The organism is Arenimonas sp. (assembly GCF_036275555.1).
In the GTDB taxonomy this organism is placed as follows: Bacteria; Pseudomonadota; Gammaproteobacteria; order Xanthomonadales; family Xanthomonadaceae; genus Arenimonas.
Genome location: NZ_DASUDO010000027.1, coordinates 24,156 through 47,028, shown reverse-complemented (window position 1 = coordinate 47,028; position 22,873 = coordinate 24,156). Strand labels below are relative to the sequence as shown.

General features: G+C 71.2%; 21 protein-coding genes and 3 pseudogenes. 12 read left to right on the top strand and 12 right to left on the bottom strand.

Annotation, left to right across the window (positions count from 1 at the left end):
- Positions 1–16: 16 nt before the first annotated feature.
- The 6 genes from nth to VFV21_RS07160 are packed head-to-tail and all read right to left on the bottom strand — an operon-like array spanning position 17 to position 5,301.
- The gene (nth, locus tag VFV21_RS07185) at positions 17–652 is read right to left on the bottom strand and encodes an endonuclease III (RefSeq protein WP_414638509.1); all 636 of its coding nucleotides are present in this window, start codon (positions 650–652) and stop codon (positions 17–19) included.
- Complete coding sequence (locus VFV21_RS07180; RefSeq protein WP_329668749.1) at positions 652–1,290, bottom strand: electron transport complex subunit E; 639 nt, start codon at positions 1,288–1,290, stop codon at positions 652–654. The genes nth and VFV21_RS07180 overlap by 1 nt, the downstream gene beginning before the upstream one ends.
- On the bottom strand, positions 1,287–1,958 hold the full coding sequence (rsxG, locus tag VFV21_RS07175; protein WP_329668748.1) for an electron transport complex subunit RsxG: 672 nt from the start codon (positions 1,956–1,958) through the stop codon (positions 1,287–1,289). The genes VFV21_RS07180 and rsxG overlap by 4 nt, the downstream gene beginning before the upstream one ends.
- Positions 1,955–3,001 (bottom strand): RnfABCDGE type electron transport complex subunit D, encoded by a 1,047-nt coding sequence (locus VFV21_RS07170; RefSeq protein ID WP_329668747.1) that lies wholly within the window; start codon positions 2,999–3,001, stop codon positions 1,955–1,957. Before VFV21_RS07170 ends, rsxG begins: the two co-directional genes overlap by 4 nt.
- Positions 2,998–4,503 carry an electron transport complex subunit RsxC gene (gene rsxC / locus VFV21_RS07165; RefSeq protein WP_329668746.1) on the bottom strand — a complete coding sequence of 502 codons (1,506 nt, stop codon included), beginning with the start codon at positions 4,501–4,503 and terminating at the stop codon, positions 2,998–3,000. Before rsxC ends, VFV21_RS07170 begins: the two co-directional genes overlap by 4 nt.
- 15 nt (positions 4,504–4,518) lie before the next feature.
- Positions 4,519–5,301, bottom strand: coding sequence for an enoyl-CoA hydratase-related protein (locus tag VFV21_RS07160; RefSeq protein ID WP_329668745.1), 783 nt, complete (start codon positions 5,299–5,301; stop codon positions 4,519–4,521).
- Between the two features lie 163 nt (positions 5,302–5,464).
- Between VFV21_RS07160 and VFV21_RS07155 the strand changes: the two genes are divergently transcribed.
- The 3 genes and pseudogenes from VFV21_RS07155 to VFV21_RS07140 all read left to right on the top strand — a co-directional run bounded on the left by VFV21_RS07155 (position 5,465) and on the right by VFV21_RS07140 (position 7,895).
- Entirely contained in the window at positions 5,465–6,196 is a 732-nt protein-coding gene (locus VFV21_RS07155; protein WP_329668744.1) for an FKBP-type peptidyl-prolyl cis-trans isomerase N-terminal domain-containing protein, read from the top strand.
- A gap of 48 nt (positions 6,197–6,244) precedes the next feature.
- Positions 6,245–7,047 (top strand): annotated as a pseudogene (locus VFV21_RS07145) (CoA pyrophosphatase).
- Positions 7,044–7,895: a sulfurtransferase gene (locus VFV21_RS07140; protein ID WP_329668741.1), complete on the top strand. Its 852-nt coding sequence runs from the start codon at positions 7,044–7,046 to the stop codon at positions 7,893–7,895. The pseudogene VFV21_RS07145 and the gene VFV21_RS07140 overlap by 4 nt, the downstream one beginning before the upstream one ends.
- Here VFV21_RS07140 and VFV21_RS07135 read toward each other — a convergent pair whose 3' ends face one another.
- The 3 genes from VFV21_RS07135 to VFV21_RS07125 are packed head-to-tail and all read right to left on the bottom strand — an operon-like array spanning position 7,896 to position 10,505.
- A complete protein-coding gene (locus VFV21_RS07135; protein WP_329668740.1) occupies positions 7,896–8,282 on the bottom strand; it encodes a hypothetical protein in 387 nt (128 codons plus the stop codon).
- A complete protein-coding gene (locus tag VFV21_RS07130) occupies positions 8,279–9,028 on the bottom strand; it encodes an enoyl-CoA hydratase/isomerase family protein (RefSeq protein WP_329668739.1) in 750 nt (249 codons plus the stop codon). The genes VFV21_RS07135 and VFV21_RS07130 overlap by 4 nt, the downstream gene beginning before the upstream one ends.
- 10 nt (positions 9,029–9,038) lie before the next feature.
- Positions 9,039–10,505 carry a DUF4139 domain-containing protein gene (locus VFV21_RS07125; protein WP_329668738.1) on the bottom strand — a complete coding sequence of 489 codons (1,467 nt, stop codon included), beginning with the start codon at positions 10,503–10,505 and terminating at the stop codon, positions 9,039–9,041.
- Positions 10,506–10,543: 38 nt separating this feature from the next.
- Here VFV21_RS07125 and VFV21_RS07120 point away from each other — a divergent pair, with 38 nt between their 5' ends.
- Positions 10,544–10,996 carry a copper chaperone PCu(A)C gene (locus tag VFV21_RS07120; RefSeq protein ID WP_329668737.1) on the top strand — a complete coding sequence of 151 codons (453 nt, stop codon included), beginning with the start codon at positions 10,544–10,546 and terminating at the stop codon, positions 10,994–10,996.
- Positions 10,997–10,999: 3 nt separating this feature from the next.
- On the opposite strand, the gene VFV21_RS07115 is transcribed toward VFV21_RS07120, so the two are convergent.
- Both VFV21_RS07115 and uvrA read right to left on the bottom strand, forming a co-directional pair.
- A complete protein-coding gene (locus tag VFV21_RS07115; protein ID WP_329668736.1) occupies positions 11,000–11,398 on the bottom strand; it encodes a thioesterase family protein in 399 nt (132 codons plus the stop codon).
- A complete protein-coding gene (gene uvrA, locus VFV21_RS07110; protein ID WP_329668735.1) occupies positions 11,395–14,328 on the bottom strand; it encodes an excinuclease ABC subunit UvrA in 2,934 nt (977 codons plus the stop codon). The genes VFV21_RS07115 and uvrA overlap by 4 nt, the downstream gene beginning before the upstream one ends.
- Positions 14,329–14,627: 299 nt before the next feature.
- Between uvrA and rplU the strand changes: the two genes are divergently transcribed.
- The 3 genes from rplU to cgtA all read left to right on the top strand — a co-directional run bounded on the left by rplU (position 14,628) and on the right by cgtA (position 16,440).
- Positions 14,628–14,939: a 50S ribosomal protein L21 gene (rplU, locus tag VFV21_RS07105; RefSeq protein ID WP_034215068.1), complete on the top strand. Its 312-nt coding sequence runs from the start codon at positions 14,628–14,630 to the stop codon at positions 14,937–14,939.
- 18 nt (positions 14,940–14,957) lie between these two features.
- Complete coding sequence (gene rpmA / locus VFV21_RS07100) at positions 14,958–15,218, top strand: 50S ribosomal protein L27 (RefSeq protein ID WP_034215066.1); 261 nt, start codon at positions 14,958–14,960, stop codon at positions 15,216–15,218.
- A 148-nt stretch (positions 15,219–15,366) separates the two neighbouring features.
- The gene (gene cgtA / locus VFV21_RS07095) at positions 15,367–16,440 is read left to right on the top strand and encodes an Obg family GTPase CgtA (protein WP_290885580.1); all 1,074 of its coding nucleotides are present in this window, start codon (positions 15,367–15,369) and stop codon (positions 16,438–16,440) included.
- 118 nt (positions 16,441–16,558) lie between these two features.
- Here the strand turns inward: cgtA and rpsT are convergent, their stop codons facing one another.
- Positions 16,559–16,828, bottom strand: a complete 270-nt coding sequence (gene rpsT, locus VFV21_RS07090) for a 30S ribosomal protein S20 (RefSeq protein WP_034215061.1) — start codon at positions 16,826–16,828, stop codon at positions 16,559–16,561.
- A 152-nt stretch (positions 16,829–16,980) separates the two neighbouring features.
- Between rpsT and murJ the strand changes: the two genes are divergently transcribed.
- The 5 genes and pseudogenes from murJ (at position 16,981) to lspA (ending at position 22,866) form a co-directional block, all read left to right on the top strand.
- Complete coding sequence (gene murJ, locus VFV21_RS07085) at positions 16,981–18,540, top strand: murein biosynthesis integral membrane protein MurJ (protein WP_329668734.1); 1,560 nt, start codon at positions 16,981–16,983, stop codon at positions 18,538–18,540.
- 23 nt (positions 18,541–18,563) lie between these two features.
- Positions 18,564–19,520, top strand: a complete 957-nt coding sequence (locus VFV21_RS07080) for a bifunctional riboflavin kinase/FAD synthetase (RefSeq protein WP_329668733.1) — start codon at positions 18,564–18,566, stop codon at positions 19,518–19,520.
- 59 nt (positions 19,521–19,579) lie between these two features.
- A pseudogene (gene ileS / locus VFV21_RS07075) lies at positions 19,580–22,157 on the top strand (isoleucine--tRNA ligase); the annotation flags it as partial.
- Between the two features lie 68 nt (positions 22,158–22,225).
- Positions 22,226–22,357, top strand: a pseudogene (locus VFV21_RS13485) (zinc finger domain-containing protein); the annotation flags it as partial.
- On the top strand, positions 22,354–22,866 hold the full coding sequence (lspA, locus tag VFV21_RS07070; RefSeq protein ID WP_414638508.1) for a signal peptidase II: 513 nt from the start codon (positions 22,354–22,356) through the stop codon (positions 22,864–22,866). The pseudogene VFV21_RS13485 and the gene lspA, both read left to right, overlap by 4 nt.
- Positions 22,867–22,873 lie beyond the last annotated feature (7 nt).

Here is a 22,873-nt window from a genome sequence, read left to right as displayed (position 1 = left end):
GCGACAGGATGTCGCGCTACGCCTTGGTCTTCGGGCGGAACTCGCAGAGGTCGCGGATCAGGCACTGCGGGCAGCCGGGCTTGCGGGCGAGGCAGATGTAGCGGCCGTGCAGGATCAGCCAGTGGTGGGCGTCGCGCAGGTAGTGCGCGGGTACGCGCTTGAGCAGGGCCTTCTCCACCGCCAGCGGGGTCTTGCCGGGGGCAAGGCCGGTGCGGTTGCCAACGCGGAAGATGTGGGTGTCGACCGCCATGGTCGGCTGCCCAAACGCGGTGTTCAGCACCACGTTGGCGGTCTTGCGGCCGACGCCGGGCAGGGCTTCGAGCGATTCGCGGTCGCGCGGGACTTCGCCGCCGTGCTGCTCGACCAGGATCCGGCAGGCGGCGATGACGTTGGCGGCCTTGGCGTTGAACAGCCCGATGGTCGAGATGTATTGCTTCAGGCCGTCCTCGCCGAGCGCGAGGATCGCGGCGGGGGTGTTGGCGACCGGGAACAGCTTGCGCGTGGCCTTGTTCACGCCGACGTCGGTGGCCTGCGCCGACAGCGTCACCGCCACCAGCAGCTCGAACGGCGTCGAGTACTCGAGTTCGGTGGTCGGCTTGGGGTTGAGCTCCTTCAGGCGCGCGAACAGCTCGCGGCGCTGGTCGGCCTTCATCATTGCGCGGGCTCCGCGCGGCGCAGCCGCCAGGCCTGGCGCATCGCCACCAGCCCCGCCAGCACCACGAAGGCGCCGATCGGCAGCACCGCCAGCAGGAAGCCGGGATAGCCCGGCGCCGAGAACTCCAGCCCGGGCAGCCCCAGCAGCGCACCCGCACCGGCGAACAGGCTGCCTTCGCCCACGAGCTCGCGCACGGCGCCGATCGCCAGCAGCACCCACAGGAAACCGAGCCCGATCGCGAAGCCGTCGAGCGCCGCCAACGCGGGCGAGTGGCGCGATGCGAAGGCCTCGGCCCGCCCCATCAGCGCGCAGTTGGTGACGATCAGCGGGATGAACAGGCCCAGCACGGCATGCAGCTCCGGCAGCCAGGCGCGCATTGCCAGCTCTATCGAGGTGACGACGGCGGCGATGATCATCACGAAGGCCGGGATGCGCACGTCGCGTCGCGTCATCCGCCGCACGCTGGCGACCGTGGCATTGGTGCAGGTGAGGGCGAGCACCGTGGCCAGGCCGAGGCCGAGCGCATTCACCGCGTTGTTCGACACGGCCAGCAGCGGGCACAGGCCCAGCAGCTGCACCAGCCCGGTGTTGCCGCTGGACAGGCCGTACTCGAGGATGGCGCGGGGCGAACTCATGGGGTGCGCGGGGCATCGGGCGCGGTGGGGATGCGCAGTGTAGCGCCGGGCGCGGCGGTCCGGATCCCGTCGCCGTGGCGCTGCGTGAACTCGAGCGCGCGGTGGACGGCGCGCACCACCGCACGCGGCGTCACGGTCGCGCCGGCGAACTGGTCGAAGTCACCGCCGTCCTTGCGCACGGCCCAGCCGGCGGCGGGCGGGTCGCCGAGCGCGCGGCCCTGGAAGCGGGTGATCCAGTCGCTGCGCCCGGCCTCGATGTCGTCGCCCAGGCCCGGGGTTTCCCGGTGCGCGGTGACGCGCACGCCGAGCACGCGACCCTCCGCGCCGATCGCCAGCAGCAGCCGGATCGGGCCGCCGTAGCCGTCGGGCGCCACGGTCTCGAACACCAGCGCGCTGGGTGCGCCAGCGAGCGTGGCGCGATGCACGGTGGTGGCCGCGTCGCCCAGCCAGGCCGGTGCCTGCACCTGCACGGTGTCCGCCAGCGGGTCGTTGTCGTAACGCGCGGCCGGCAGCACCACCTCCAGCGCCTGCATGCGCGCGCGATGTTCGGCGGCGGCGATGCGGTCGCGGGTCAGGAAATACGTGCCCGCCAGCAGTGCGGTGGCGACCAGCGCCGCCAGCCCCAGCTGGAGGCCGGCGCGCAGCGACTCGCGGGTGCCTTCGTTCATTGCGACTTTCCTTCGCCGAAGATGCGCGGGCGCGAAACACGGTCCAGCCACGGCGCCGCGCAGTTCATCAGCAGCACGGCGAACGCCACGCCATCGGGGAACGCGCCCCAGCGGCGGATCACCAGCGTCAGCACCGCCACGCCCGCGCCGAACAGCAGCCGGCCGCGCGGCGTGGTGCAGCCGCTCACCGGGTCGGTGGCAATGAAGAAGGCGGCCAGCACCAGCGCGCCCGAGAACACGTGCTGCAGCGGGAAGGGGTGCAGGTCCGGGTCGTACAGCCAAAACGGCAGCGCCACCAGCACCACCGTGCCCAGCGTCGCCACCGGCACCTGCCAGGGGATCACGCGCTTCCAGAGCAGGAACAGCCCGCCCAGCGCGTAGAAGTTCGCCACCCACTCCCAGCCGCGGCCTCCGAAGTCGCCGAACAGCGGGGCGCCGCGGATCTCGGCCAGGGTCGCGCCTTCGTTGGCCAGCGTGCGCACGGTGTCGAGCGGCGTGGCCTGCGCCAGCATGTCCCAGCGCCACGGTGCCGGCAGTTCGCCAGTGAGGATGGCGCGCAGAGACTCCGTGAACCCCGGCACCATCAAGGCCGGATCCAGCCCGGCCGGCGGCAGCCACTGTGTGAACACGCGCGGGAAGCACAGCAGCACCACCGCCACGCCCACCATCGCCGGGTTGAACAGGTTGTGGCCCAGCCCGCCGTAAAGATGCTTCGCGAACACGATCGCCGCGAACAGGCCGATCGCCGCCACCCACCACGGCGCCAGCGGCGGCAGCGAAAGCGCGAACAGCACCGCGGTGAGCGGCGCGCTCAGGTCGCCGAGGAAGGGACGCAGCGGCCGCGCGCGCAGCTTCAGCATCGCGGCCTCGAAGGCCAGCGCGAAGGCAACGGCCAGCAGCACCTGCACCAGCACGCCGGGCCCGAAGAACCAGGCATGCGCGGCCGTGCCCGGCACCAGCGCCAGCAGCACCAGGCCCATCACCTCGCGCACGCTGCGGCGCGCGGGCAGGTGCGGCGCGGGGGCGGTATCGAAGGTTTTCATGCGTCGTTGCCGCCGTCGCTGCCGCCGGCGCGGCGCGCGCGGGCGCGCTCCAGCGCGGCCGCCACCGAGTCGGCACTGGCGGCGCCGGCGCGACGCTCGGCCAGGCGCTGCTCGCGCTCGGCGGCTTCGCGCTGCAGGCGCTGCAGCCGGGACTCGTAGCGCTCGCGGGCGGCGTGCGCGCGCTCGGAGTCGGCGGCGCGGGCGCGCACTTCCGACTTGCCGTGGCGGAAGTGCGCGGTCAGCGGGATGTGGCTGGGGCAGGCCAGGTCGCAGCAGCCGCATTCGATGCAGTCGAACAGGCCTTGTTCCCGGGCGTCGCCGAGCCGGTCGGCGCGCACCTGCCAGAGCAGCTGCTGCGGCAGCAGGCGGGCCGGGCAGGCGGAGGCGCAGTCGCCGCAGCGGATGCAGGGCATCTCGTCGCCGGCCGGGCGCAGCTCGGCCTCGCCCAGCACCAGCACGCAGTTGTCGGGCTTGCCGATCGCGAAGTCGTCGTGCGGCAGCGCCAGCCCCATCATCGGGCCGCCCAGCAGCAGGCGCCTTGCCTGGGGCGTGTAGCCGCCGGCCTGCGCCACCAGGTGCGCGACCGGCGTGCCCAGCGGCACGATGAAGTTGCCCGGGCGCGCGACGCCCGGGCCGGTGACGGTGACGATGCGTTCGAGCAGCGGCTCGCCGTGCGCCACCGCCCGCCAGGCGGCGCGCGCGGTGCCGACGTTCTGCACGATCACGCCAAGGTCGCGCGGCAGGCCGCCGCGCGGCACTTCGCGCCCGGTCAGCACACGGATCAGCTGTCGTTCGCCACCCTCGGGATAGATCGTGGGCACCGACACCGCCTCGACCACGCCGTTGCCGTTAGCCGCACAGGCGGCGCGCGCCGCGGCGAGGGCGTGCGGCATGCTGTCTTCGATCGCCAGCAGCACCCGCGGTGCGCCGACGATGCGCGCCATCATCGTTCCGCCCAGCACGACCTCGTCGGCGTGGTGGCGCAGCAGCGCGTCGTCGCAGGCGATCCAGGGTTCGCACTCGGCGCCGTTGAGCACCAGCAGTTCGCGGCCCACCGACAGTTTTTCCGCCGTCGGGAAACCGGCGCCGCCGAGGCCGACCAGCCCCGCCGCACGGATGCGCCCGCGCAGCGCCTCCGGCGACGCCGTGACCGGGTCCAGTGCGGGCCACGGCGCCACCGCGTCGTCGCCCTCGCAGGCCAGCACGATGTGCGCGCCCTGGCGGCCCGGCGGTGCCGACGGGTCACCCGGCGCGATCGCCAGCACCCGGCCGGCGCTCGGCGCATGCACGTCCGCGCTGAATTCGCCGTCGGCGAGCGCCAGGCACTGTCCGCGCGCCACCCGTTCGCCCGGCACCACGCAGGGCAGGGCCGGCAGGCCCGCGTGCTGCTGGAGCCCCAGCCGCAGCTCGGGTGGCATCGGCACCGCCTGCAGTCCGCCGGCGCGCGACGCGTCCTTGTGGCCGGGCAGTCGCAGGCCGCCGGGGAAGGAGTGCAGTCGCACGGCCGGCGCTCGCCCTCAGCGGCCGCTGAAGGTCGGGCTGCGGCGCGCGAGGAAGGCGCTGGTGCCTTCCTTCATGTCCTCGGTGCTGAAGGTGACCGCGAACACCTGGGTTTCGAACTCGAGGCCGGCGTCGAGCGCGGCTTCGCCGCCGACCAGCACGGCGTCCAGGATGCCGCGCAGCGCCAGCGGCGCGGCGTTGGCCAGCTGGTTCGCCAGTTTCAGCGTCTCGGCTTCGAGCTCGGCGGCCGGCACCACGCGGGTCAGGATGCCGAGGGCGGCGGCGCGGGCGGCGTCGATCGGCTGCCCCAGCAGGCACAGCTCCAGCGCGGCCGACCGGCCGGCCAGGCGCAGCAGGCGCTGGGTGCCGCCGAAGCCGGGCACCAGGCCGAGGTTGATCTCGGGCTGGCCGACCTTGGCGGTGTCGGCGGCGATGCGCAGGTGGCAGGCCATGGCCAGCTCCAGGCCGCCGCCCAGCGCGAAGCCGTTGACCATCGCCACCACCGGCTTGCCCAGCTGCTCGATGCGGCTCATCAGGCGCTGGCCGTGGCGGGAGAAGTCGCGGGCCTGGGCCGGGGTGAGGCCGTTCATCTCGGCGATGTCGGCGCCGGCGACGAAGGCCTTGGGGCCGGCGCCGGTCAGCACCACCACCCGCACCGCGGCGTCGTCCGCGGCGGCGGCGAAGGCCTGGTGCAGTTCGGACAGGGTGTCGTGGTTGAGGGCGTTGAGCTTGTCGGGGCGGTTGAGCGTGATCCGGCGGACGGCGCCGGCGTCCTCGACGAGCAGGTTGCGGAAGGTCATGGGGACTCCGATCGGGGGCGGGGATTCAGGGAACTCTTGGCGTCCGCGTGGGTCGGACGTGGGCGACTGGCCCGTGTCAGTAGCGGTTCAGCCGTGCGGGGGATATCCTAGCGCGGCCTTTGGGACGCCACAGCGCCCCCTTTCCACCACCGGAGATTTCCTGATGAAGTTGCGTCTGTTGGCTGCCTCCCTGGCGGCCCTTGGTCTCGGAGCCGGCGTCGCCGTTGCCCAGACCGCCCCGGCCCCCGCCCAGCAGCAGGCCCCCGCGCCGGCGCCGCTGGACAAGGCCGTCCTCAGCTACGCCGTCGGTTACGACCAGGGTGCGGGCCTCGCCCAGCTGGGTAACGACATCGACATCAATGCCGTGATCCGCGCGATCCAGGACGGCTACGCCAAGAAGCCGGCCGCCTACCCGCAGCCGCAGATGGAAGCGCAGCTCGCCAGCCTGCAGCAGCGCATGGGCGCCAAGATGCGCGCCGAGCTCGAGACCGCCGCGCGCGAGAACCGCGCCAAGTCCGAGGCCTTCCTGGCCGCGAACCGCACCAAGACCGGCGTGGTCACCCTGCCGAGCGGCGTGCAGTACCGCATCATCGAGACCGGCACCGGCCCGAAGCCGACGGCCAACAGCACGGTGCAGGTGCACTACCGCGGTTCGATCACCACGGGCCAGGAGTTCTTCAACACCTACGCCCAGAACAACCCGAACCCGCAGCCGGCGTCGTTCCAGCTCGACCAGTTCCCGATCGAGGGTGGTCGCGAGGCGATGATGATGATGCCGACCGGTTCGCGCTGGGAAGTGTTCGTGCCGCCGAACAAGGCCTTCGGCGACAACCCGCGCCCGCTGGGCCCGGGCCAGGCCCTGATCCTCGACATCAAGCTGGTTGGCATCAAGTAATCCCGCGGTCCGCCGCGCCCCCGGGCGCGGCGGACTGGCATCGCCTGCATGCATTCCCCATTCCGCGCCGTCCTCAGCCCTTGCGTCGGGATCTGTTCCCTTGACGCCGACGGCCTGTGCGAAGGCTGCCACCGCACCAGTGCCGAGATCGCGCGCTGGTCGCAAATGAACGACGACGAGCGCCTGCAGCTCATGGATGTCGTCCTGCCGCGTCGCGAGGCGCAACGGGTGTGAGCCCGCCGTTCGATCCGTTCGAACGCCTGCCCCGCGCGCTGCATCCGCTCGACCAGCCCCCGTCCGGGCCCGGCTGGAACCACGCCGAACTCGCCGACCTGCTGCCGCTGGACGTGCCCCTGCGCCTTGCCGCCGTGCTGGTGGCGCTGGTGCAGCGCCCCGGCGGCCCGCGCGTGCTGCTGACCCGCCGCACGGAAGCGCTGAGGCTGCACGCGGGGCAGGTCAGTTTCCCCGGCGGGCGCATCGAAGCCAGCGACAGCGATCCGGTGGCCGCCGCCCTGCGCGAGGCGCAGGAGGAAGTCGGGCTGGCCTCGTCGCACTCGTCGCCGCTGGGCTACCTCGATCCCTTCGTGACCATCACCGGCTTCCACGTCTATCCGGTGGTGGCGACGGTGGGCGACGGCTACGAGCCGGTCGTGGATCCGTCGGAAGTCGCGGAGGCCTTCGAGGTGCCGCTGGGCTTCCTGCTCGATCCGGCCAACGTGCACGAACTCGAGGTGTACTGGCAGGGGCGTCGCCGCCGCCTGCTCGAGTATCGCTACGAAGGGCACCGCATCTGGGGCGCCACCGCCGCGATGCTGGTCAATTTCCGCCAGCGCCTGGAGCAGGCGGCGTGAACTGGCAGACGCTGGTGTCGCCCGAAGCGCTGGCGGCCGCGATCGGTCGCGCCGACCTGGTCGTGGTGGATTGCCGCCACGCCCTCGCCGACGCCGACGCGGGGGAGCGCGCCTGGCGCGAATCGCACCTTCCCGGCGCCGGGCATGCCCACCTCGACCGCGACCTCAGCGACCACGGCAAGCCGGCCTCGCTCGGCCGCCACCCGTTGCCGGACGCCGCGGCGTTCAGCGCGCTGCTGGTGCGCCTGGGGATCACGCCCGCGCACCAGGTCGTGGCCTACGACGCCGGCGATGGCGCGATGGCGGCGGCCCGCTTCTGGTGGCTGATGCGGCTGGCCGGGCATGCGCGCGTCGCGGTGCTGGATGGCGGCTTCGCGGCATGGACCGCGCAGGGACTGCCGGTGGACGCCGAGGCGGTGTCGCCCGTCCCCGGCCAGTACACGGCGCATTTCGACGCCGGGCAGGTGGTCGGCACCGACGAAATCGCCGCACGCCTGGCCGATCCCGCGGGCTGGCTGCTCGACGCGCGCGCGCCCGAGCGTTTCCGCGGCGACGTGGAGCCGCTGGATCCGGTCGCAGGGCATATCCCGGGTGCACGCAACCGCCCGTTCAGCGCCAATCTCTCCGGCGGACGTTTCAAGCCCGCGGAAGTGCTGGCCGCCGAGTTCGGGGCGCTGCTCGGTGGGCGTGCGGCATCGGAGGTCGTGCTGTCCTGCGGCTCGGGCGTGACCGCCTGCCACCACGCGCTGGCGATGGCGCACGCCGGCTTGCCGGGTGCGCGCCTCTATGCGCCGTCGTGGAGCGGCTGGGTCAGCGATCGCGCGCGGCCGGTGGCCACCGGCGACTGATCAGAGCCTGAGCGTGTCGTCGGGTCCCGCGGCCGGCACTGGCAGGATGTCGACGCGCGTGAGCTCGACGCCATCCACCGTCATCCGCCAGCGGCCCTCGATCCGCCGCGGCGGCTCGCTCACTTCGAAGCTGGCGCTGAGCAGGCCCACCCCGATCTTGAAGCCGCGCTCGGTGAACGAGTGGCAGGCGCCCTCGATGCTCAGTCGGGATTTGCCGGTCACGCGCTCGTAGTCGGCGTGGCCGTCGGCGCGGATCACCAGCAGCGTGCCTTCGCCGCGCCAGTGGCCGACGTAGTTGGCGTAGTCCACCGGCACCGGTTTCGCGCAGGCCACCAGCCAGAGGCAGGCGGCCAGCCACAGCCAGCGGGCGGACGGGCGCGGGCTCACTTCTTCAGCCGGACCACCAGCGCCTGCAGCGCGGCCTGCGTGTCGGGGGCGTACCAGGCGTCGATGAAGCCATCGAGCTGGCGGTCGTCGAAGCCCTCCAGCGCGGCCACCAGGTCGGCGCGGGCGATGCGGCGCGTGGCCAGCATCGCGGCCGAAGGGAGCGCCAGCAGCTCCTCGAGCCAGTGCCTGGCGCGCACCAGGACGTGTTCGGCGTCGGTGAGTTCGTCGACCAGGCCGATGGCCTGCGCCATCTCCGACTCCACCAGCGCGCCGGACACCAGCAGGCGCTCGGCGCGATACGGGCCGACCACGCGGCGCATCAGGTGCTGGATGGCGTCGGGCGCGACCAGGCCAACCTGCACTTCGTTCAGGCCGATGCGGAAGGGGCCGCGGGCCATGATGCGGTAGTCGCAGCACAGCGCCAGCACGCAGCCGCCGGCCGGGCTGTGGCCGCCGATCGCGGCCACCACCGGCACCGGGCAGCTGGCGATCGCGCGCGCGGCGGAGAACAGCGAAGCCCAGCCCGGCCCCAGCGCGGCGCGATCCAGGCCCATCAGGTGCGGCACGTCCATGCCGCCCGAAAACACCTTGCTGCCGCCGGTGAGGATGATGGCGCGGGCGCCGTCGGCAGGCGCGGCCTGCACTGCGGTGCGCAGCGCCGCCAGGAGTTCGGGCGTGAGCGCGTTGACCGGCGGGCGGGCCAGCCGGATCTCGTGGATGGGTCCGTGGCGGTGGAGTTCGATCATGGCCGGGCCTTCAGTCGATGCGTACGTCGGGGGCCCAACGATACCGCACCGTGTAGGTCAGGCGCGCCTCGCCGCCCGCCGGCACCGCCAGGTCGAACCAGGCCGACTGGGCGTCGCGCTCGCCGGGCTGCACGTTGGTGGTGGTGATCTCCCAGTCGCTCCAGCGCGGCATGGCCTCGTGGATGCGCACGGTGGCGGCTTCGTCCTTCGCGTTGCGGACGAGGACGCTGATCCGCTCCTCCATCTGGCGGCCGGCGCGGTCTAGGCGGAACTCCTCGCGCTTGCGCTCGGCGCTGAGGTCGAACACGGTGCCAAGCGCCAGCTCCACCTCGGCGTTGGCGGGCGTGTGCCCCAGCATCGCCTCGCCCAGCAGGTTGCCGCCGTCGAACACGCGGACGCGGCCGGCGGGCAGCGGCGCGCCCAGCCCGGCGGCCTTGGCGTTGGTGAAGCCGAGGCTGGCGATCACCGGCTGCTCGCCTTCGACGGCGTTGAAATTCGCGTCGATCATCGGCTGCGGCGGCCGCCACGTGCCGATCGGCGCGCTCGTTTCGTACTGGCGTTGGCAGGCGACGCCGCGCGCGGGGGCCACCAGCGGAATTCGCTGCACGCTGCCTTGCGGCAGGTCGGCGCTGCCCGGGATGCGGTAGGCGTGGTATTCGCCGGAGGCCTGCGGCTCGGGCGCCGCCGCGGCCACCGCGTCCATCATCACTTCGGTGCGATAGGCCTTGGCCATGCGCGGGCCGGAGGCCTGGGTGCGGTTCGGTTCGCCGGCCACCAGCGTCAGCTCGACGCCGTTGAAGTCGGCGCCAGCGCGGTTGGCGACCATGGCCGCTCCCTCGAGGTCCATGCGGCAGGCGCGCGCGCCGCCCGACACCTCCACCTGGTAATCGGCGCGCCAGGCCAGGCCCGCGGTGGCGTAGCCGAGGTCGAAGGCCTGGCGGCCGGCGCGGTCGGCCACGAGGTCCCAGCTCAGCGTGGGTTCGTTCACCAGGCCCGCGGGCAGGCGCGGCAGTTCGAAGTTCGAATAGTTCGCCAAAACCTTCACCCGGCCGTCGGGCAGGCGCAGGGTGAGGCCGTTGCCGGCGGCCAGCAGCACGCCCGTGTACGACTGGCGGGCGTCGCCGACCGATTGCTCGACGGTGACGGTCTGGCCCAGTGCGCGGCGCAGCAGGTCGTCCTGGCCGGCCAGCGCGAAGTCGAAGCGCTGGCTGCGCACCTGGGCATTGCCCTGCGGGCGCAGCCGCACGGAGCTGGCATCAAGTGCGGCGGGCAAGCCGCCGAGCGAGACCGGGTTGCTGCCGCTGGCCAGGTCGAAGCCCAGTGCGGACGCCACCAGCGCATAGCCGGGGCCGCCGGGCATGGCTTCGGACTGCACCACGGCATCGTAGTCGCCGCTGTAGAGGGTCAGGCGGGTGTCGGCGGCCTGGGTGGCGGTGGCGGCGAGGGTGATCGCGGCGGCGAGCAGGGTGCGTTTCATCAACAACTCCTTGAGGCGCGTGGGATTATCATAGGCGCATGAACGCACTCCGCCTTGCCCTGGGGTTAATGGGTGTCCTGTCGGCTTCAGCCGCCGTTGGGGCCACGCCGGACTGCGCGCCGGTCATCGAATCGCCATGGGTGCGCGCCGCGCCGCCCGGCGCCACGTCGTTGGCGGCTTACCTGGTGCTGCGAAACCCCTGTGCGGCGGCGGTGGAAGTGGCCGGGGCGGAGAGCAAGGATTTCGGCATGCCGATGATCCACCGTACCGTGGCCGAGGACGGCGTCAGCCGGATGCGGCCGGCGGGCAAGCTGGTGGTCGGGCCCGGCGAGGCGCTGCGCTTCGAGCCGGGCGGCCTGCACCTGATGCTGATGCGCCCGCTGCGGCCACTGGCCGCGGGCGACGTCGCGCGCATCCGCTTCGTCTTGGCGGACGGGCGGCGCGTGTTCGCCGAATTCCCGGTGCGGCGCGAGGCGCCCGCGGCGCCCTGAGGTTCAGCCGCCGCAGGCGGCGCGCACGCTGTCCGGCAGCGGTACCGACTGGCCGCTGCGCTCGATCCACACGAGCACGGTGTGGCCATCGCAATAGACCACCGACGGATCGGCCGCCGACAGGATGCGGTGGCCGAGCGTGAGGCTCTTGCCGCCCACGCGTTCGGAGAACAGCTCGATGCGAAGCGTTTCGGGCCAATGCGCCGGGCGGCGGTAGTTCACCGTCACGGAGGCCATCACCGGCGCCGAGGTCTCGCCCGCCCAGTCGCTGGACAGCGACTTGAACCAGCGCACGCGCGCTTCCTCGATGTAGCCGAGGTAGCTGGCGTTGTTGACGTGGTTGAAGGCGTCCATGTCGCGCCAGCGCGACTCGATGTCGAGGGTGAATACGGTCGGGTTCATGCGCTCTTCTTGGCTTTCTTCGCGGGTTCTTTGCGGGCGGCCGATGCCTTCGGCGGCAGCGCCGTCGCCTTGGGCGTGGCGGCCTTGCGGGTCGGCAGTGCGTCATCCGGCGAGAGCAGCTTCGCGAGGAAACGGCCGGTGTGGGAGCCGGCGACGCCGGCGATGTGCTCCGGGGTGCCTTCGGCCAGGATGCGGCCGCCGCGGTGCCCGCCCTCGGGGCCGAGGTCGATCACCCAGTCGGCGGTCTTGATCACGTCCAGGTTGTGCTCGATCACGACGATGGTGTTGCCGTCGTCGCGCAGCTTGTGCAGCACGGCCAGCAGGTGCTCGATGTCGTGGAAGTGCAGGCCGGTGGTGGGCTCGTCGAGGATGTAGAGCGTGCGGCCGGTGTCGCGGCGGCTGAGCTCCTTCGACAGCTTGACGCGCTGGGCCTCGCCGCCCGAGAGCGTGGTGGCCGACTGGCCCAGCTTGATGTAGCTCAGGCCGACGTCTACCAGCGTTTCGAGCTTGCGGGCGAGGGTGGGCACCGGCTCGAACAGCCTGAGCGCGTCCTCGACCGTCATCTCCAGCACGTCGTGGATGGTGTAGCCCTTGTAGCGGATCTCGAGCGTCTCGCGGTTGTAGCGCTTGCCGTGGCAGACGTCGCAGGGCACGTACACGTCGGGCAGGAAGTGCATCTCGACCTTGATCAGGCCGTCGCCCTGGCAGGCCTCGCAGCGGCCGCCGCGCACATTGAAGCTGAAGCGCCCCGGCGAGTAGCCGCGGGCGCGCGCCTCCGGCACCTGCGCGAACAGCTCGCGCAGCGGCGTGAACAGGCCGGTGTAGGTCGCCGGGTTGGAGCGCGGCGTGCGGCCGATCGGGCTCTGGTCGATGTCCACCACCTTGTCGAACAGGTCCATGCCCTGCAGCTCGCGGTAGGGCGCCGGCGTGTGAGAGGCGCCGTTGAGCTCGTTCGCGGCCAGGTGGTAGAGCGTGTCGTTGATCAGGGTGGACTTGCCCGAGCCGGACACGCCGGTGATGCAGGTGAACAGCCCCGCGGGGATCGCCAGGTCCACGTCCTTGAGGTTGTTGCCGCTGGCGCCCAGCAGCCGCAGCATCATCTTCGGGTTGGGCTTGTGGCGCTGCTTCGGGATTTCGATGCGGCGGCGGCCGGAGAGGAAGGCGCCGGTGATCGAGCGCGGCGCCTTCAGCACGTCCTCGTAGCTGCCCTGCGCGATCACTTCGCCGCCGTGCACGCCGGCGCCGGGGCCGATGTCGACGATGTGGTCGGCCAGGCGGATGGCGTCCTCGTCGTGCTCGACGACGATGACGGTATTGCCGAGGTCGCGCAGGCGGGTGAGGGTGCCCAGCAGGCGCTCGTTGTCGCGCTGGTGCAGGCCGATGGAGGGCTCGTCGAGCACGTACATCACGCCCACCAGGCCGGCGCCGATCTGGCTGGCGAGGCGGATGCGCTGGGCTTCGCCGCCCGACAGCGAGTCAGCCTTGCGCTCTAGCGTGAGGTAGTCGAGGCCGACGTCGACCAAGAAGCGCAGCCGGTCGCGGATCTCCTTGACGATCTTGGCGGCGATCTCGCCGCGCCAGCCGGCCAGGCTCAGGTGCGAGAAGAATTCCAGCGATTCATCCACCGGCAGCTGGGTGAGCTGCGAGAGGTTGCGGTCGGCCACCAGCACGTTACGGGCCGAGCGGTTCAGGCGCGCGCCGCCGCAGTCGGGGCAGGGGCGGTCGGAGATGAACTTGGCCAGTTCCTCCTTCACCACCTGCGATTCGGTCTCGCGGTAGCGGCGCTCGAGGTTGGGCAGGATGCCTTCGAAGGCGTGCTTGCGCTGGGTGCGGCCGCCGGACTCGGTGAGGTAGGTGAAGGTGACGATCTCGTCGCCGCTGCCGTACAGCACGGCCTGGCGCACCTGCTCGGCCAGCTCCTGCCACTGGGTGTCGGGGTCGAAGCCGTAGTGCTTGGCCAGCGAGGCGATCAGCTGGAAGTAATAGGCATTGCGGCGGTCCCAGCCGCGCACCGCGCCGGCGGCCAGGCTGAGCTCGGGATGCACGACCACGCGGGCCGGGTCGAAGAACTGGGTGATGCCCAGGCCGTCGCAGGTGGGGCAGGCGCCCATCGGCGAGTTGAACGAGAACAGGCGCGGTTCGAGTTCGGGCAGGGCGTAGTCGCAGACCGGGCAGCTGAACTTGGAGGAGAACAGCAGCGGCGGGGCGCTCTCGTCGTCCAGGTCCTGGACCTGGGCCAGGCCGTCGCCGAGCTTGAGCGCGGTTTCGAAGCTTTCGGCCAGGCGCTGCTTGAGGTCCTCGCGCGGCTTGAAGCGGTCGATCACGGCCTCGATGGTGTGCTTCTGGCGCAGGGCCAGGGTCGGCACGGCGTCGAGCTCGTGCAGCACCCCGTTCACCCGCACCCGCACGAAGCCCTGGGCGCGCAGCTGGTCGAAGACCTGGGCGTGCTCGCCCTTGCGGTCGCGGATGACCGGGGCCAGCAGCATGTAGCGGCGGTCGGCGGGCAGGGCCAGCACCTGGTCCACCATCTGGCCGACGGTCTGGGCCTCGAGCGGGTAGTGGTGGTCCGGGCAGCGCGGGCTGCCCACGCGGGCGAACAGCAGGCGCAGGTAGTCGTAGATCTCGGTGATGGTGCCGACGGTCGAGCGCGGGTTGTGCGAGGTGGACTTCTGCTCGATCGAGATGGCCGGGGACAGGCCCTCGATGTGGTCCACGTCCGGCTTCTCCATCACGCTCAGGAACTGCCGGGCATAGGCCGAAAGCGATTCCACGTACCGGCGCTGGCCCTCGGCGTAGATGGTGTCGAAGGCCAGGGAGGACTTGCCGGACCCGGACAGGCCGGTGATGACGATCAGCTTGTCCCGGGGCAGGTCGAGGTCGATGTTCTTGAGGTTGTGGGTGCGGGCACCGCGGATGCGGATCGTGTCCATGCGCCTGGGGGCGGCTCCGGAGGGAGGAACCCGGCAGTCTAGCAGCCCGCCGTCGGCAGGCCGTGACTCCCCGTTCCCCGCCCCCAAGTCCCACCCCATCAATGACTTACGCCCAATCAAATGAACCAGGTTCATTTACCCCTGCCGCCGGGGCCGGCCCCGCCAGCGGGGGTAAATGAACCTGGTTCAATTGATTTGGCGAAGGGTTTGACTGGTAAGGGGTTTTTGACCATAATTCCGCTTCTGTCCGTTGACCGCGGGCAGGCATTGGTCAAAATAACTACAGAGGAATCCCGGTCATGTACGCAGTCATCGTTACCGGCGGTAAACAGTACCGCGTGATGCAGGGCGAGACCCTGAAGGTCGAAAAGCTCGACCTCGAAGAAGGCAAGTCCTTCGACATCGAAAGCGTCCTGATGGTGGGCAATGGTGACAAGGTCACCGTCGGCACGCCGACCGTCGCCGGCGCCAAGGTCACCGCGACCATCAAGTCGCACGGCCGCCTCGACAAGGTCCGCATCGTCAAGTTCCGCCGCCGCAAGCACCATCGCAAGCAGATGGGCCACCGGCAGTACTTCACCGAAATCGAAATCACCGGCATCGCCGGCTAAGCCCGAGGAGATAACGTCATGGCACAGAAAAAAGGCGTAGGCTCGTCCCGCAACGGCCGCGATTCGAACCCGAAGTACCTGGGCGTCAAGATCTACGGCGGCCAGGCCATCGAAGCGGGCAACATCATCGTCCGCCAGCGTGGCACCGAGTTCCACCCCGGCATGGGCGTCGGCCTCGGCCGCGACCACACCCTGTTCGCCCTGGTGGACGGCGTGGTCGACTTCTCGGTCAAGGGTCCGAACAAGCGTCGCACCGTGAGCGTGGTCCCGGCGGCCTGAACCCCGCCCGGCACCGCCTGAAGGGCCCCGCTTCGGCGGGGCTTTTCGTTTCAGTATCCTGCCGGTCCCGGCCCGCGCCCTTCACGGCGCGGCGCGGACGGCCCACAATCGCGGCGAACGCCCCGTTCCGCCGCCCGGGAAGCGCCCAGTGAAGTTCGTAGACGAAGCCCAGATCATGGTCAGTGCCGGCGCCGGCGGAAACGGCTGCATCAGCTTCCGGCGCGAGAAGTTCATCCCGCTAGGCGGCCCCGACGGCGGCGACGGCGGCAACGGCGGCAGCGTCTGGCTCGAGGCCGACGAGAACCTCAACACCCTGATCGACTTCCGCCACCAGCGGCAGTTCCGCGCCCAGCGCGGCCAGAACGGCATGGGCCGCCAAGCCTTTGGCAAGGCGGGCGAGGACGTGGTGATCCGCGTGCCGGTCGGCACCGAGGTCATCAACGTCGAGACCGACGAGATCATCGGCGACCTCACCGACCACGGCGACCGCCTGCTGGTCGCGCAGGGCGGCGTCGGCGGCAAGGGCAACGTGCACTTCAAGAGTTCGGTGAACCGCGCGCCGCGCAAGGCCGGCACCGGCACCCCGGGCGAAGAGCGCGAGATCCGGCTCGAACTCAAGCTACTCGCCGACGTCGGCCTGCTCGGTTTCCCGAACGCCGGCAAGTCCACCTTCATCCGCGCCGTGTCGGCGGCGACGCCGAAGGTGGCCGATTACCCGTTCACCACGCTTTACCCGAACCTGGGCGTGGTCAGCGTCGAGATGGACCGCAGCTTCGTGATCGCCGACATCCCCGGCCTGATCGAGGGCGCGGCCGACGGCGCCGGCCTCGGCAGCCTGTTCCTGCGCCACGTGCAGCGCACCCGCGTGCTGCTGCACCTCGTGGACATGGCCCCGTTCGACGACGGCGTGGACCCCGTGCAGCAGGTGCGCGCGATCGAGAACGAACTGCGCAAGTACGACCCGGCCATGCTCGAGAAGCCGCGCTGGCTGGTCCTCAACAAGTGCGACCTGATCCCGGAGGACGAGCGCCAGGCGCGCGCCGAGGCCGTGGTGAAGGCGCTGGACTGGAAGGAGCCGTGGTTCATGGCCTCGGCCATCGGCCGCGACGGCACCTGGCCGATCGTGCTCAAGATCCAGCAGTTCTTCGACGACAAGAAGGCCGCCGAGCTGGAGGCCGCCGAAGACGCGGCCGCGCGTGCGGAGATGTCCCGCAATGCCTGAGGCCGGCCTGCACCCGCACGCCGGCACCGCCGGCCGCTCCAAAACCCAGGCAGCAAAAAGGCCGGCTTTCGCCGGCCTTTTCTCGCCGATCGGCCGGGCGCCCGGGGGCGCCGCGGGATCAGGCCTGCTTCAGGGCCTTGATGTGGGCGCTGATGCGGCTCTTGTGGCGGGCAGCCTTGTTGCGGTGGATCAGGCCACGGGCCGAGTAGCGGTCCAGGATCGGCTGGGCGGTCGCGAAGGCGGCTTCGGCGCCGGCGGCGTCCTTGGCTTCCAGGGCCTTGATGACCTTCTTCACGGCGGTGCGCAGCATGGAGCGCTGGCTGGCATTGCGGGCGTTGCGGACGACGGTCTGCTTGGCGCGCTTCTTGGCGGACTTGATGTTGGCCACGGAGGGCTCCTGAAATCGAGGGTTGTTAGCCGGGTCGTTGGAAACCGGCGGGAAATTTGGGGTGCCGGCGGGGGTGGAGCTGGAAAGACCCGAAATTATGGGGGATTCAGTAGCTTGAGTCAATTGCCCTTCGCGCCGGCCGGGGGCAGGGCATGAGCCGGGGTGGCCTGCTGCGGTCCACGGCGGTGTTCAGCGCCATGACCCTGCTGTCCCGGATCGCCGGCTTCGTCCGGGACGTGGTCCAGGCCCAGCTGTTCGGCGCCGGCGGCATCGTCGACGCCTTCGCCGTGGCCTACCGCATCCCCAACTACCTGCGCCGCATTTTCGCGGAGGGCAGCTTCGCCTCGGCCTTCGTACCGGTCCTGTCCGAACTGCGCCAGAAGAACGACCCGGCCGCCCTGAAGGACTTCCTGGACCACGTGGCCGGCGCCCTGTGCGCCGCGGTGCTGGTGGTCAGCGGCCTGGGCATGCTGGCGGCCCCGCTGGTGGTGGCCACCATTGCCCCGGGCAGCCTGGACGACCCGGCCAAGTTCCAGCTCACCTCGGACCTGCTGCGGATCGTCTTTCCCTACCTGGCCCTGGTCTCGATGACGGCGCTGGCCGGCGCGGTGCTGAACTCCTTCCAGCGCTTCGCCCTGCCGGCCGTGACGCCGGTCCTGCACAACCTGGCCGTGATCGCCGCGATGATCTGGCTCTCGCCCCGGCTGGAGACCCCGATCACCGCCCTGGCCTGGGGCGTGCTGGCCGCGGGCGTGCTGCAGCTGGTGCTGCTGTGGCCGGCGATGGGCCGGCTGGGGCTGCGGCCGCGGCTGCGCCTGAAGCTCAATCACCCGGGCGTGCGCAAGGTCGGTCGCCTGATGCTGCCGACCCTGTTCTCCTCGTCGGTGGCCCAGCTCAACCTGATCGTCGGCACCATCTTCGCCTCGCTGCTGGTGGACGGCAGCCAGAGCTGGCTCTACTACTCCGACCGGCTGATCGAATTCCCGCTGGGCCTGTTCGGCGTGGCGCTGGCCACCGTGATCCTGCCGCACCTCTCGCGCCGCAGTGCCGATGCTGATGCCGAAGGCTATGCCTCCGCGCTCGACTGGGGCCTGCGCACGGTGCTGCTGCTGGCCATTCCGGCGGCCTTGGGCCTGGCGCTGCTGGCCGAGCCGCTGTCGGCCACCATCTTCGAGCGCGGTGAGTTCAGTGCCGCCGACAGCCGCATGACGGCCCTGAGCCTCGTGGCGATGAGCCTGGGCATCCCCGGGTTCATGGCGAGCAAGGTGCTGCTGTCGGCCTTCTATGCCCGGCAGGACACCCGCACGCCGATGAAGGCGGCCATCCGCACCGTGCTGATCAACGTGGCCCTCACGGCCGCCCTGGTGACGCCGCTGTGGCTGGGCAAGGTGCCCGGTGCCCACGCTGGCATCGCCCTCGCCACCGGTTTGGCGGGCCTGGCCAACGCCTGGCTGCTTTGGCGCGCGCTGCGCCGCGAGGCCAGCTTCAGCCTGTCCCCGGGCTGGGGGCGGCACCTGGCCAGGATCGGCGTGGCCAGCGCGGCGCTGGCGGCGGCGGTGCTGTTCGCCAACCACGCGGTGGGCGACTGGCGGGCCTGGTCGGGCGAAATGCGCTGGCTGCTGATGCTGGGCGTGGTCGCCGCCGGCGCCGCCGCCTACGGCCTCGGCCTGCTCGCCAGCGGCTGGCGGCCGCGGCAACTGCGCGGGCCGTGACCGCAGCTGGCTATAATTCGGGCATGAGCAGGCTGTTCCGGGACGTCGAGGGCGAATCACTTTGCCCGCAGGGCAGCGTGGTTTGCATCGGTGCCTTCGACGGCCTCCACCTGGGGCATCGGGCGCTGGTCGGCCACGTGCGGGCCCGTGCGTGCGCCGCCGGGCTGGCCGCCGTGGCGCTGAGCTTCGAGCCGCTGCCGCGGGAGTTCTTCGGGCGCGACCAGGCGCCGCCGCGGCTGTCGCTGCCGCGGGCCAAGTTCGAGGGGCTGCGCGGGCTGGGCATGGACGTGGTGGGCCTGCTGCGCTTCAACGCGGCGATGGCCGCGATGTCGCCCGATGACTTCGTGCAGCGCGTGCTGGTGGAGCGGCTGTCGGCGCGTGAAGTCTGGGTCGGGCCGGAATTCCGCTTCGGGCACCGCCGCGCCGGCGACCTCGCCCTGCTGCAGTCGCTGGGCGAATCGCACGGCTTCAGCGCCGGCGCGATCGCGCCGGTGGTGGCCGCGGGCGAGCGGGTGTCGAGCACCGCGCTTCGCCAGCAGCTGGCCGCGGGCGACCTCGAGGGCGCCGCGCGCGAGCTGGGCCGGCGCTACGCGATCAGCGGCAAGGTGGTGCGCGGCAAGCAGCTGGGCCGCACGCTGGGCTACCCCACGGCCAACATCCGGCTCGCCGGCAAGCGCCCGGCGCTGTCGGGCATCTACGCCACCTGGGTGCACGGCATCGGGCCGCGGCCGATGGCCAGCGTCTCGAGCCTGGGCACGCGGCCGACGGTGCAGGGCGTGGAGCCGCTGCTCGAGGCGCATGTGTTCGACTTCGAGGGCGACCTGTACGGGCGCCGGCTCGAGGTGGAGTTCGTCGCCAAGCTGCGCGACGAGGAAAAATTCAACGACTTGCCCGCCCTGGTCCGGCAGATGGACCGGGACTCGGCGCAAGCCCGGCGCGTTTTGCGCCACGACATGCAGGACAGCGGAGCGTTGGCGTGACCGATAACGGCGGCAAGGACTACAAGCACACCATCAGCCTGCCGGAGACGGCGTTCCCGATGCGCGGCGACCTGCCCAAGCGCGAGCCGGCGATGCTGGCCGGGTGGCAGCAGCAGGGCCTCTACGCGCAGGTACGGGCCAAGGCCAAGGGCCGGCCGCTGTTCGTGCTGCACGACGGCCCCCCGTACGCCAACGGCTCGATCCACATCGGCCACGCGGTGAACAAGGTCCTCAAGGACATGGTGGTCAAGTCGAAGCTGCTGTCCGGCTTCGACGCGCCCTACGTGCCGGGCTGGGACTGCCACGGCCTGCCGATCGAGCTGGTGGTCGAGAAGAAGCACGGCAAGGTCGGCGACAAGCTCGACGCCGGCGCCTTCCGCGCCAAGTGCCGCGAGTACGCCGCCGAGCAGATCGCCGGGCAGTCGAAGGATTTCCAGCGACTGGGCATCCTGGGTGACTGGGACAACCCGTACCGCACCATGGATTTCGCCTTCGAGGCGGACATGCTGCGTTCGCTGGCCAAGATCATCGAGCGCGGGCACCTGAGCCGCGGCGTGAAGCCGGTGCATTGGTGCTTCGACTGCGGCTCGGCCCTGGCCGAGGCCGAGATCGAATACGCCGACAAGGTGTCGCCGATGGTGGACGTGGCGTATGACGCCCTCGATCCGAAGGCCCTCGCGGCGAAGTTCGGTGTGGACGCTGGCGACGCCATCGTCGGCGTGCCGATCTGGACCACGACGCCCTGGACGCTGCCGGCCAGCCTCGCCGTCACGCTGGGCGCCGAGATCGACTACGTGCTGGTCGAGGGCCCGGCGCGCGCCGGCCGCCGACAGCTGCTGGTGCTGGCCGAGGCGCTGGCCGAAGCCGCGCTCAAGCGCTACGGCATCGACGGCGTGCAGGTGCTGGGCCGCGCCGCCGGCGCCGCGCTGGAGAACCTGCGCCTGCAGCACCCGTTCTACGACCGCGAGATCCCGCTGATCCTCGGCGACCACGTCACCACCGACGCCGGCACCGGCGCCGTGCACACCGCGCCCGGCCACGGCCAGGAAGACTTCGTGGTGGGCGTGAAGTACGGGCTGCTCGAGAAGTACTCGCCGGCCGAGATCAACCCGCTCGGCGGCAACGGCGTCTACCTGCCGGGCACGCCGCTGTTCGCGGGCCAGTTCATCTGGAAAGCCAACGACGCCATCACCGCGCTGCTCGCCGAGCGTGGCGTGCTGCTGGCCTCGGGCAAGCTCGAGCACAGCTACCCGCACTGCTGGCGGCACAAGTCGCCGGTGGCCTTCCGCGCCACGCCGCAGTGGTTCATCTCGATGGAGCAGGCGAACCTGCGCCGCGACGCCATGGCAGCCATCAAACAGGTCGGCTGGGTGCCGGAGTGGGGCGAGGCGCGCATCGCCGGCATGATCGAAGGCCGCCCGGACTGGTGCATCAGCCGCCAGCGCACCTGGGGCGTGCCGATCGCGCTGTTCGTGCACAAGGTGAGCGGCGAGCCGCATCCGCGCTCGGTCGAGTTCATGCGCCAGGTCGCCGACCGCGTGCAGCAGCAGGGCACCGATGCCTGGTTCGCGCTCGATGCCGCCGAGTTCCTGGGCGCCGAAGCCGACGACTACTTCAAGGTCACCGACATCCTGGATGTCTGGTTCGACTCCGGCGTCACCCACGAGGGCGTCCTTGCCGCGCGCGCGGGCGATGGCCTGCGCAAGCCCGCCGATCTTTACCTCGAGGGTTCCGACCAGCACCGCGGCTGGTTCCAGAGCTCGCTGCTCACCGGCATCGCGATGGACGGCGCCGCGCCGTACCGCCAGGTGCTGACCCACGGCTTCACCGTGGACGCGCAGGGCCGCAAGATGTCGAAGTCGATCGGCAATGTGGTCGAGCCGCAGAAGGTCAACGACGCGCTCGGCGCCGACGTGCTGCGCCTGTGGGTCGCATCGGCCGACTACCGCAACGAGATGTCGGTGTCCGACGACATCCTCAAGCGCACCGCCGATGCCTACCGCCGCATCCGCAACACCGCGCGCTTCCTGTTGGGCAACCTCAACGGTTTCGATCCGGCCGCGCACCTGCTGCCGAACGCGAAGCTGCTGCTGCTCGACCAGTGGGCCGTGCACCGCGCGCACGCGCTGCAGGAGGAGATCAAGGCCGCCTACGCGCGCTACGACTTCGCGGCGGTCGTGGCCATGGTGCAGAACTACTGCACCAACGACCTGGGCTCGGTCTACCTGGACGTCACCAAGGACCGTCTGTACACGATGCCGGTGGACAGCGTCGGCCGCCGCTCGGCCCAGAGCGCGATGTTCCGCATCGCCGAGGCCTTCGCGCGCTGGGTGGCGCCCTTCCTGAGCTTCACCGCCGACGAGATCTGGCAGCACCTGCCGGGCCAGCGCGAGGCGAACGTGCTGTTCACCACGTGGTACGACGGCCTGGCGCCGATGCCGGCCGACGCGGCGCTGGCGCCGGCCGACTTCGACCGCCTGCTCGCGATGCGCGAGGCGGTCAGCAAGGTGCTCGAGCCGATGCGTGCCGACGGCGCCATCGGTGCGTCGTTGGAGGCCGAGGTGGAGGTGTTCGTCGAGCATGACCTGGCGACGAAGCTGGCGCCGATGGCCGACGAGCTGCGCTTCTTCTTCATCACTTCGCGCTTCGACCTCAAGCCGGTGCCGGTGGAGCCGCGCGAAGGCGCCTGGATCCACGCGGTGTCGACGGCCCACGCCAAGTGCGTGCGCTGCTGGCACTACCGCGCCGACGTCGGCAGCCACGCAGACGACCCGGGCCTGTGCGGCCGCTGCGTCGAGAACGTCAACGGCGCCGGCGAAACCCGGCGGTGGTTCTGATGGCCGGCCCGCGCCCCAACGCGCTGGCCTGGCTCGGCCTGTCGGCCGTGCTGCTGGCGCTGGACCAGGTCACGAAGTGGATCGCCGTCACGCGTCTCGAGTACCTCAAGCCGGTGCCCTTCGTCGACGGCTTCTGGAACTGGACGCTGGTGCACAACTACGGCGCCGCCTTCAGTTTCCTGTCCGATGCCGGTGGCTGGCAGCGCTGGTTCTTCACCGGGCTGGCGCTGGTGATCAGCAGCGTGCTGGTGGCCTGGCTCGCGCGTACGCCGCGCTCCGACTGGCGCACCGCGCTGCCGTTCGCGCTGGTGATCGCCGGCGCGCTCGGCAACGTCATCGACCGCGTCCGCTACGGCTACGTGGTGGATTTCGTCGACTGGTACCTGGGCTTCACCGAGCTGCCGCACTGGCCGGCGTTCAACGTGGCCGATGCCTGCATCGTGGGTGGGGCGATCGGCCTGGTGCTGTTCAGCTTCAACACGCCCCCGGCGGCCCGAGGCAACGGATAATCCCCGC

Bases quoted from the DNA above. Each gene is read 5' to 3' on its own strand.
- nth (WP_414638509.1), bottom strand. From the start codon at position 652: ATGAAGGCCGACCAGCGCCGCGAGCTGTTCGCGCGCCTGAAGGAGCTC.
- VFV21_RS07180 (WP_329668749.1), bottom strand. From the start codon at position 1,290: ATGAGTTCGCCCCGCGCCATCCTCGAGTACGGCCTGTCCAGCGGCAAC.
- rsxG (WP_329668748.1), bottom strand. From the start codon at position 1,958: ATGAACGAAGGCACCCGCGAGTCGCTGCGCGCCGGCCTCCAGCTGGGG.
- VFV21_RS07170 (WP_329668747.1), bottom strand. From the start codon at position 3,001: ATGAAAACCTTCGATACCGCCCCCGCGCCGCACCTGCCCGCGCGCCGC.
- VFV21_RS07160 (WP_329668745.1), bottom strand. From the start codon at position 5,301: ATGACCTTCCGCAACCTGCTCGTCGAGGACGCCGGCGCCGTCCGCCGG.
- VFV21_RS07155 (WP_329668744.1), top strand. From the start codon at position 5,465: ATGAAGTTGCGTCTGTTGGCTGCCTCCCTGGCGGCCCTTGGTCTCGGA.
- VFV21_RS07130 (WP_329668739.1), bottom strand. From the start codon at position 9,028: ATGATCGAACTCCACCGCCACGGACCCATCCACGAGATCCGGCTGGCC.
- VFV21_RS07125 (WP_329668738.1), bottom strand. From the start codon at position 10,505: ATGAAACGCACCCTGCTCGCCGCCGCGATCACCCTCGCCGCCACCGCC.
- VFV21_RS07120 (WP_329668737.1), top strand. From the start codon at position 10,544: ATGAACGCACTCCGCCTTGCCCTGGGGTTAATGGGTGTCCTGTCGGCT.
- VFV21_RS07115 (WP_329668736.1), bottom strand. From the start codon at position 11,398: ATGAACCCGACCGTATTCACCCTCGACATCGAGTCGCGCTGGCGCGAC.
- uvrA (WP_329668735.1), bottom strand. From the start codon at position 14,328: ATGGACACGATCCGCATCCGCGGTGCCCGCACCCACAACCTCAAGAAC.
- rplU (WP_034215068.1), top strand. From the start codon at position 14,628: ATGTACGCAGTCATCGTTACCGGCGGTAAACAGTACCGCGTGATGCAG.
- rpmA (WP_034215066.1), top strand. From the start codon at position 14,958: ATGGCACAGAAAAAAGGCGTAGGCTCGTCCCGCAACGGCCGCGATTCG.
- murJ (WP_329668734.1), top strand. From the start codon at position 16,981: ATGAGCCGGGGTGGCCTGCTGCGGTCCACGGCGGTGTTCAGCGCCATG.
- VFV21_RS07080 (WP_329668733.1), top strand. From the start codon at position 18,564: ATGAGCAGGCTGTTCCGGGACGTCGAGGGCGAATCACTTTGCCCGCAG.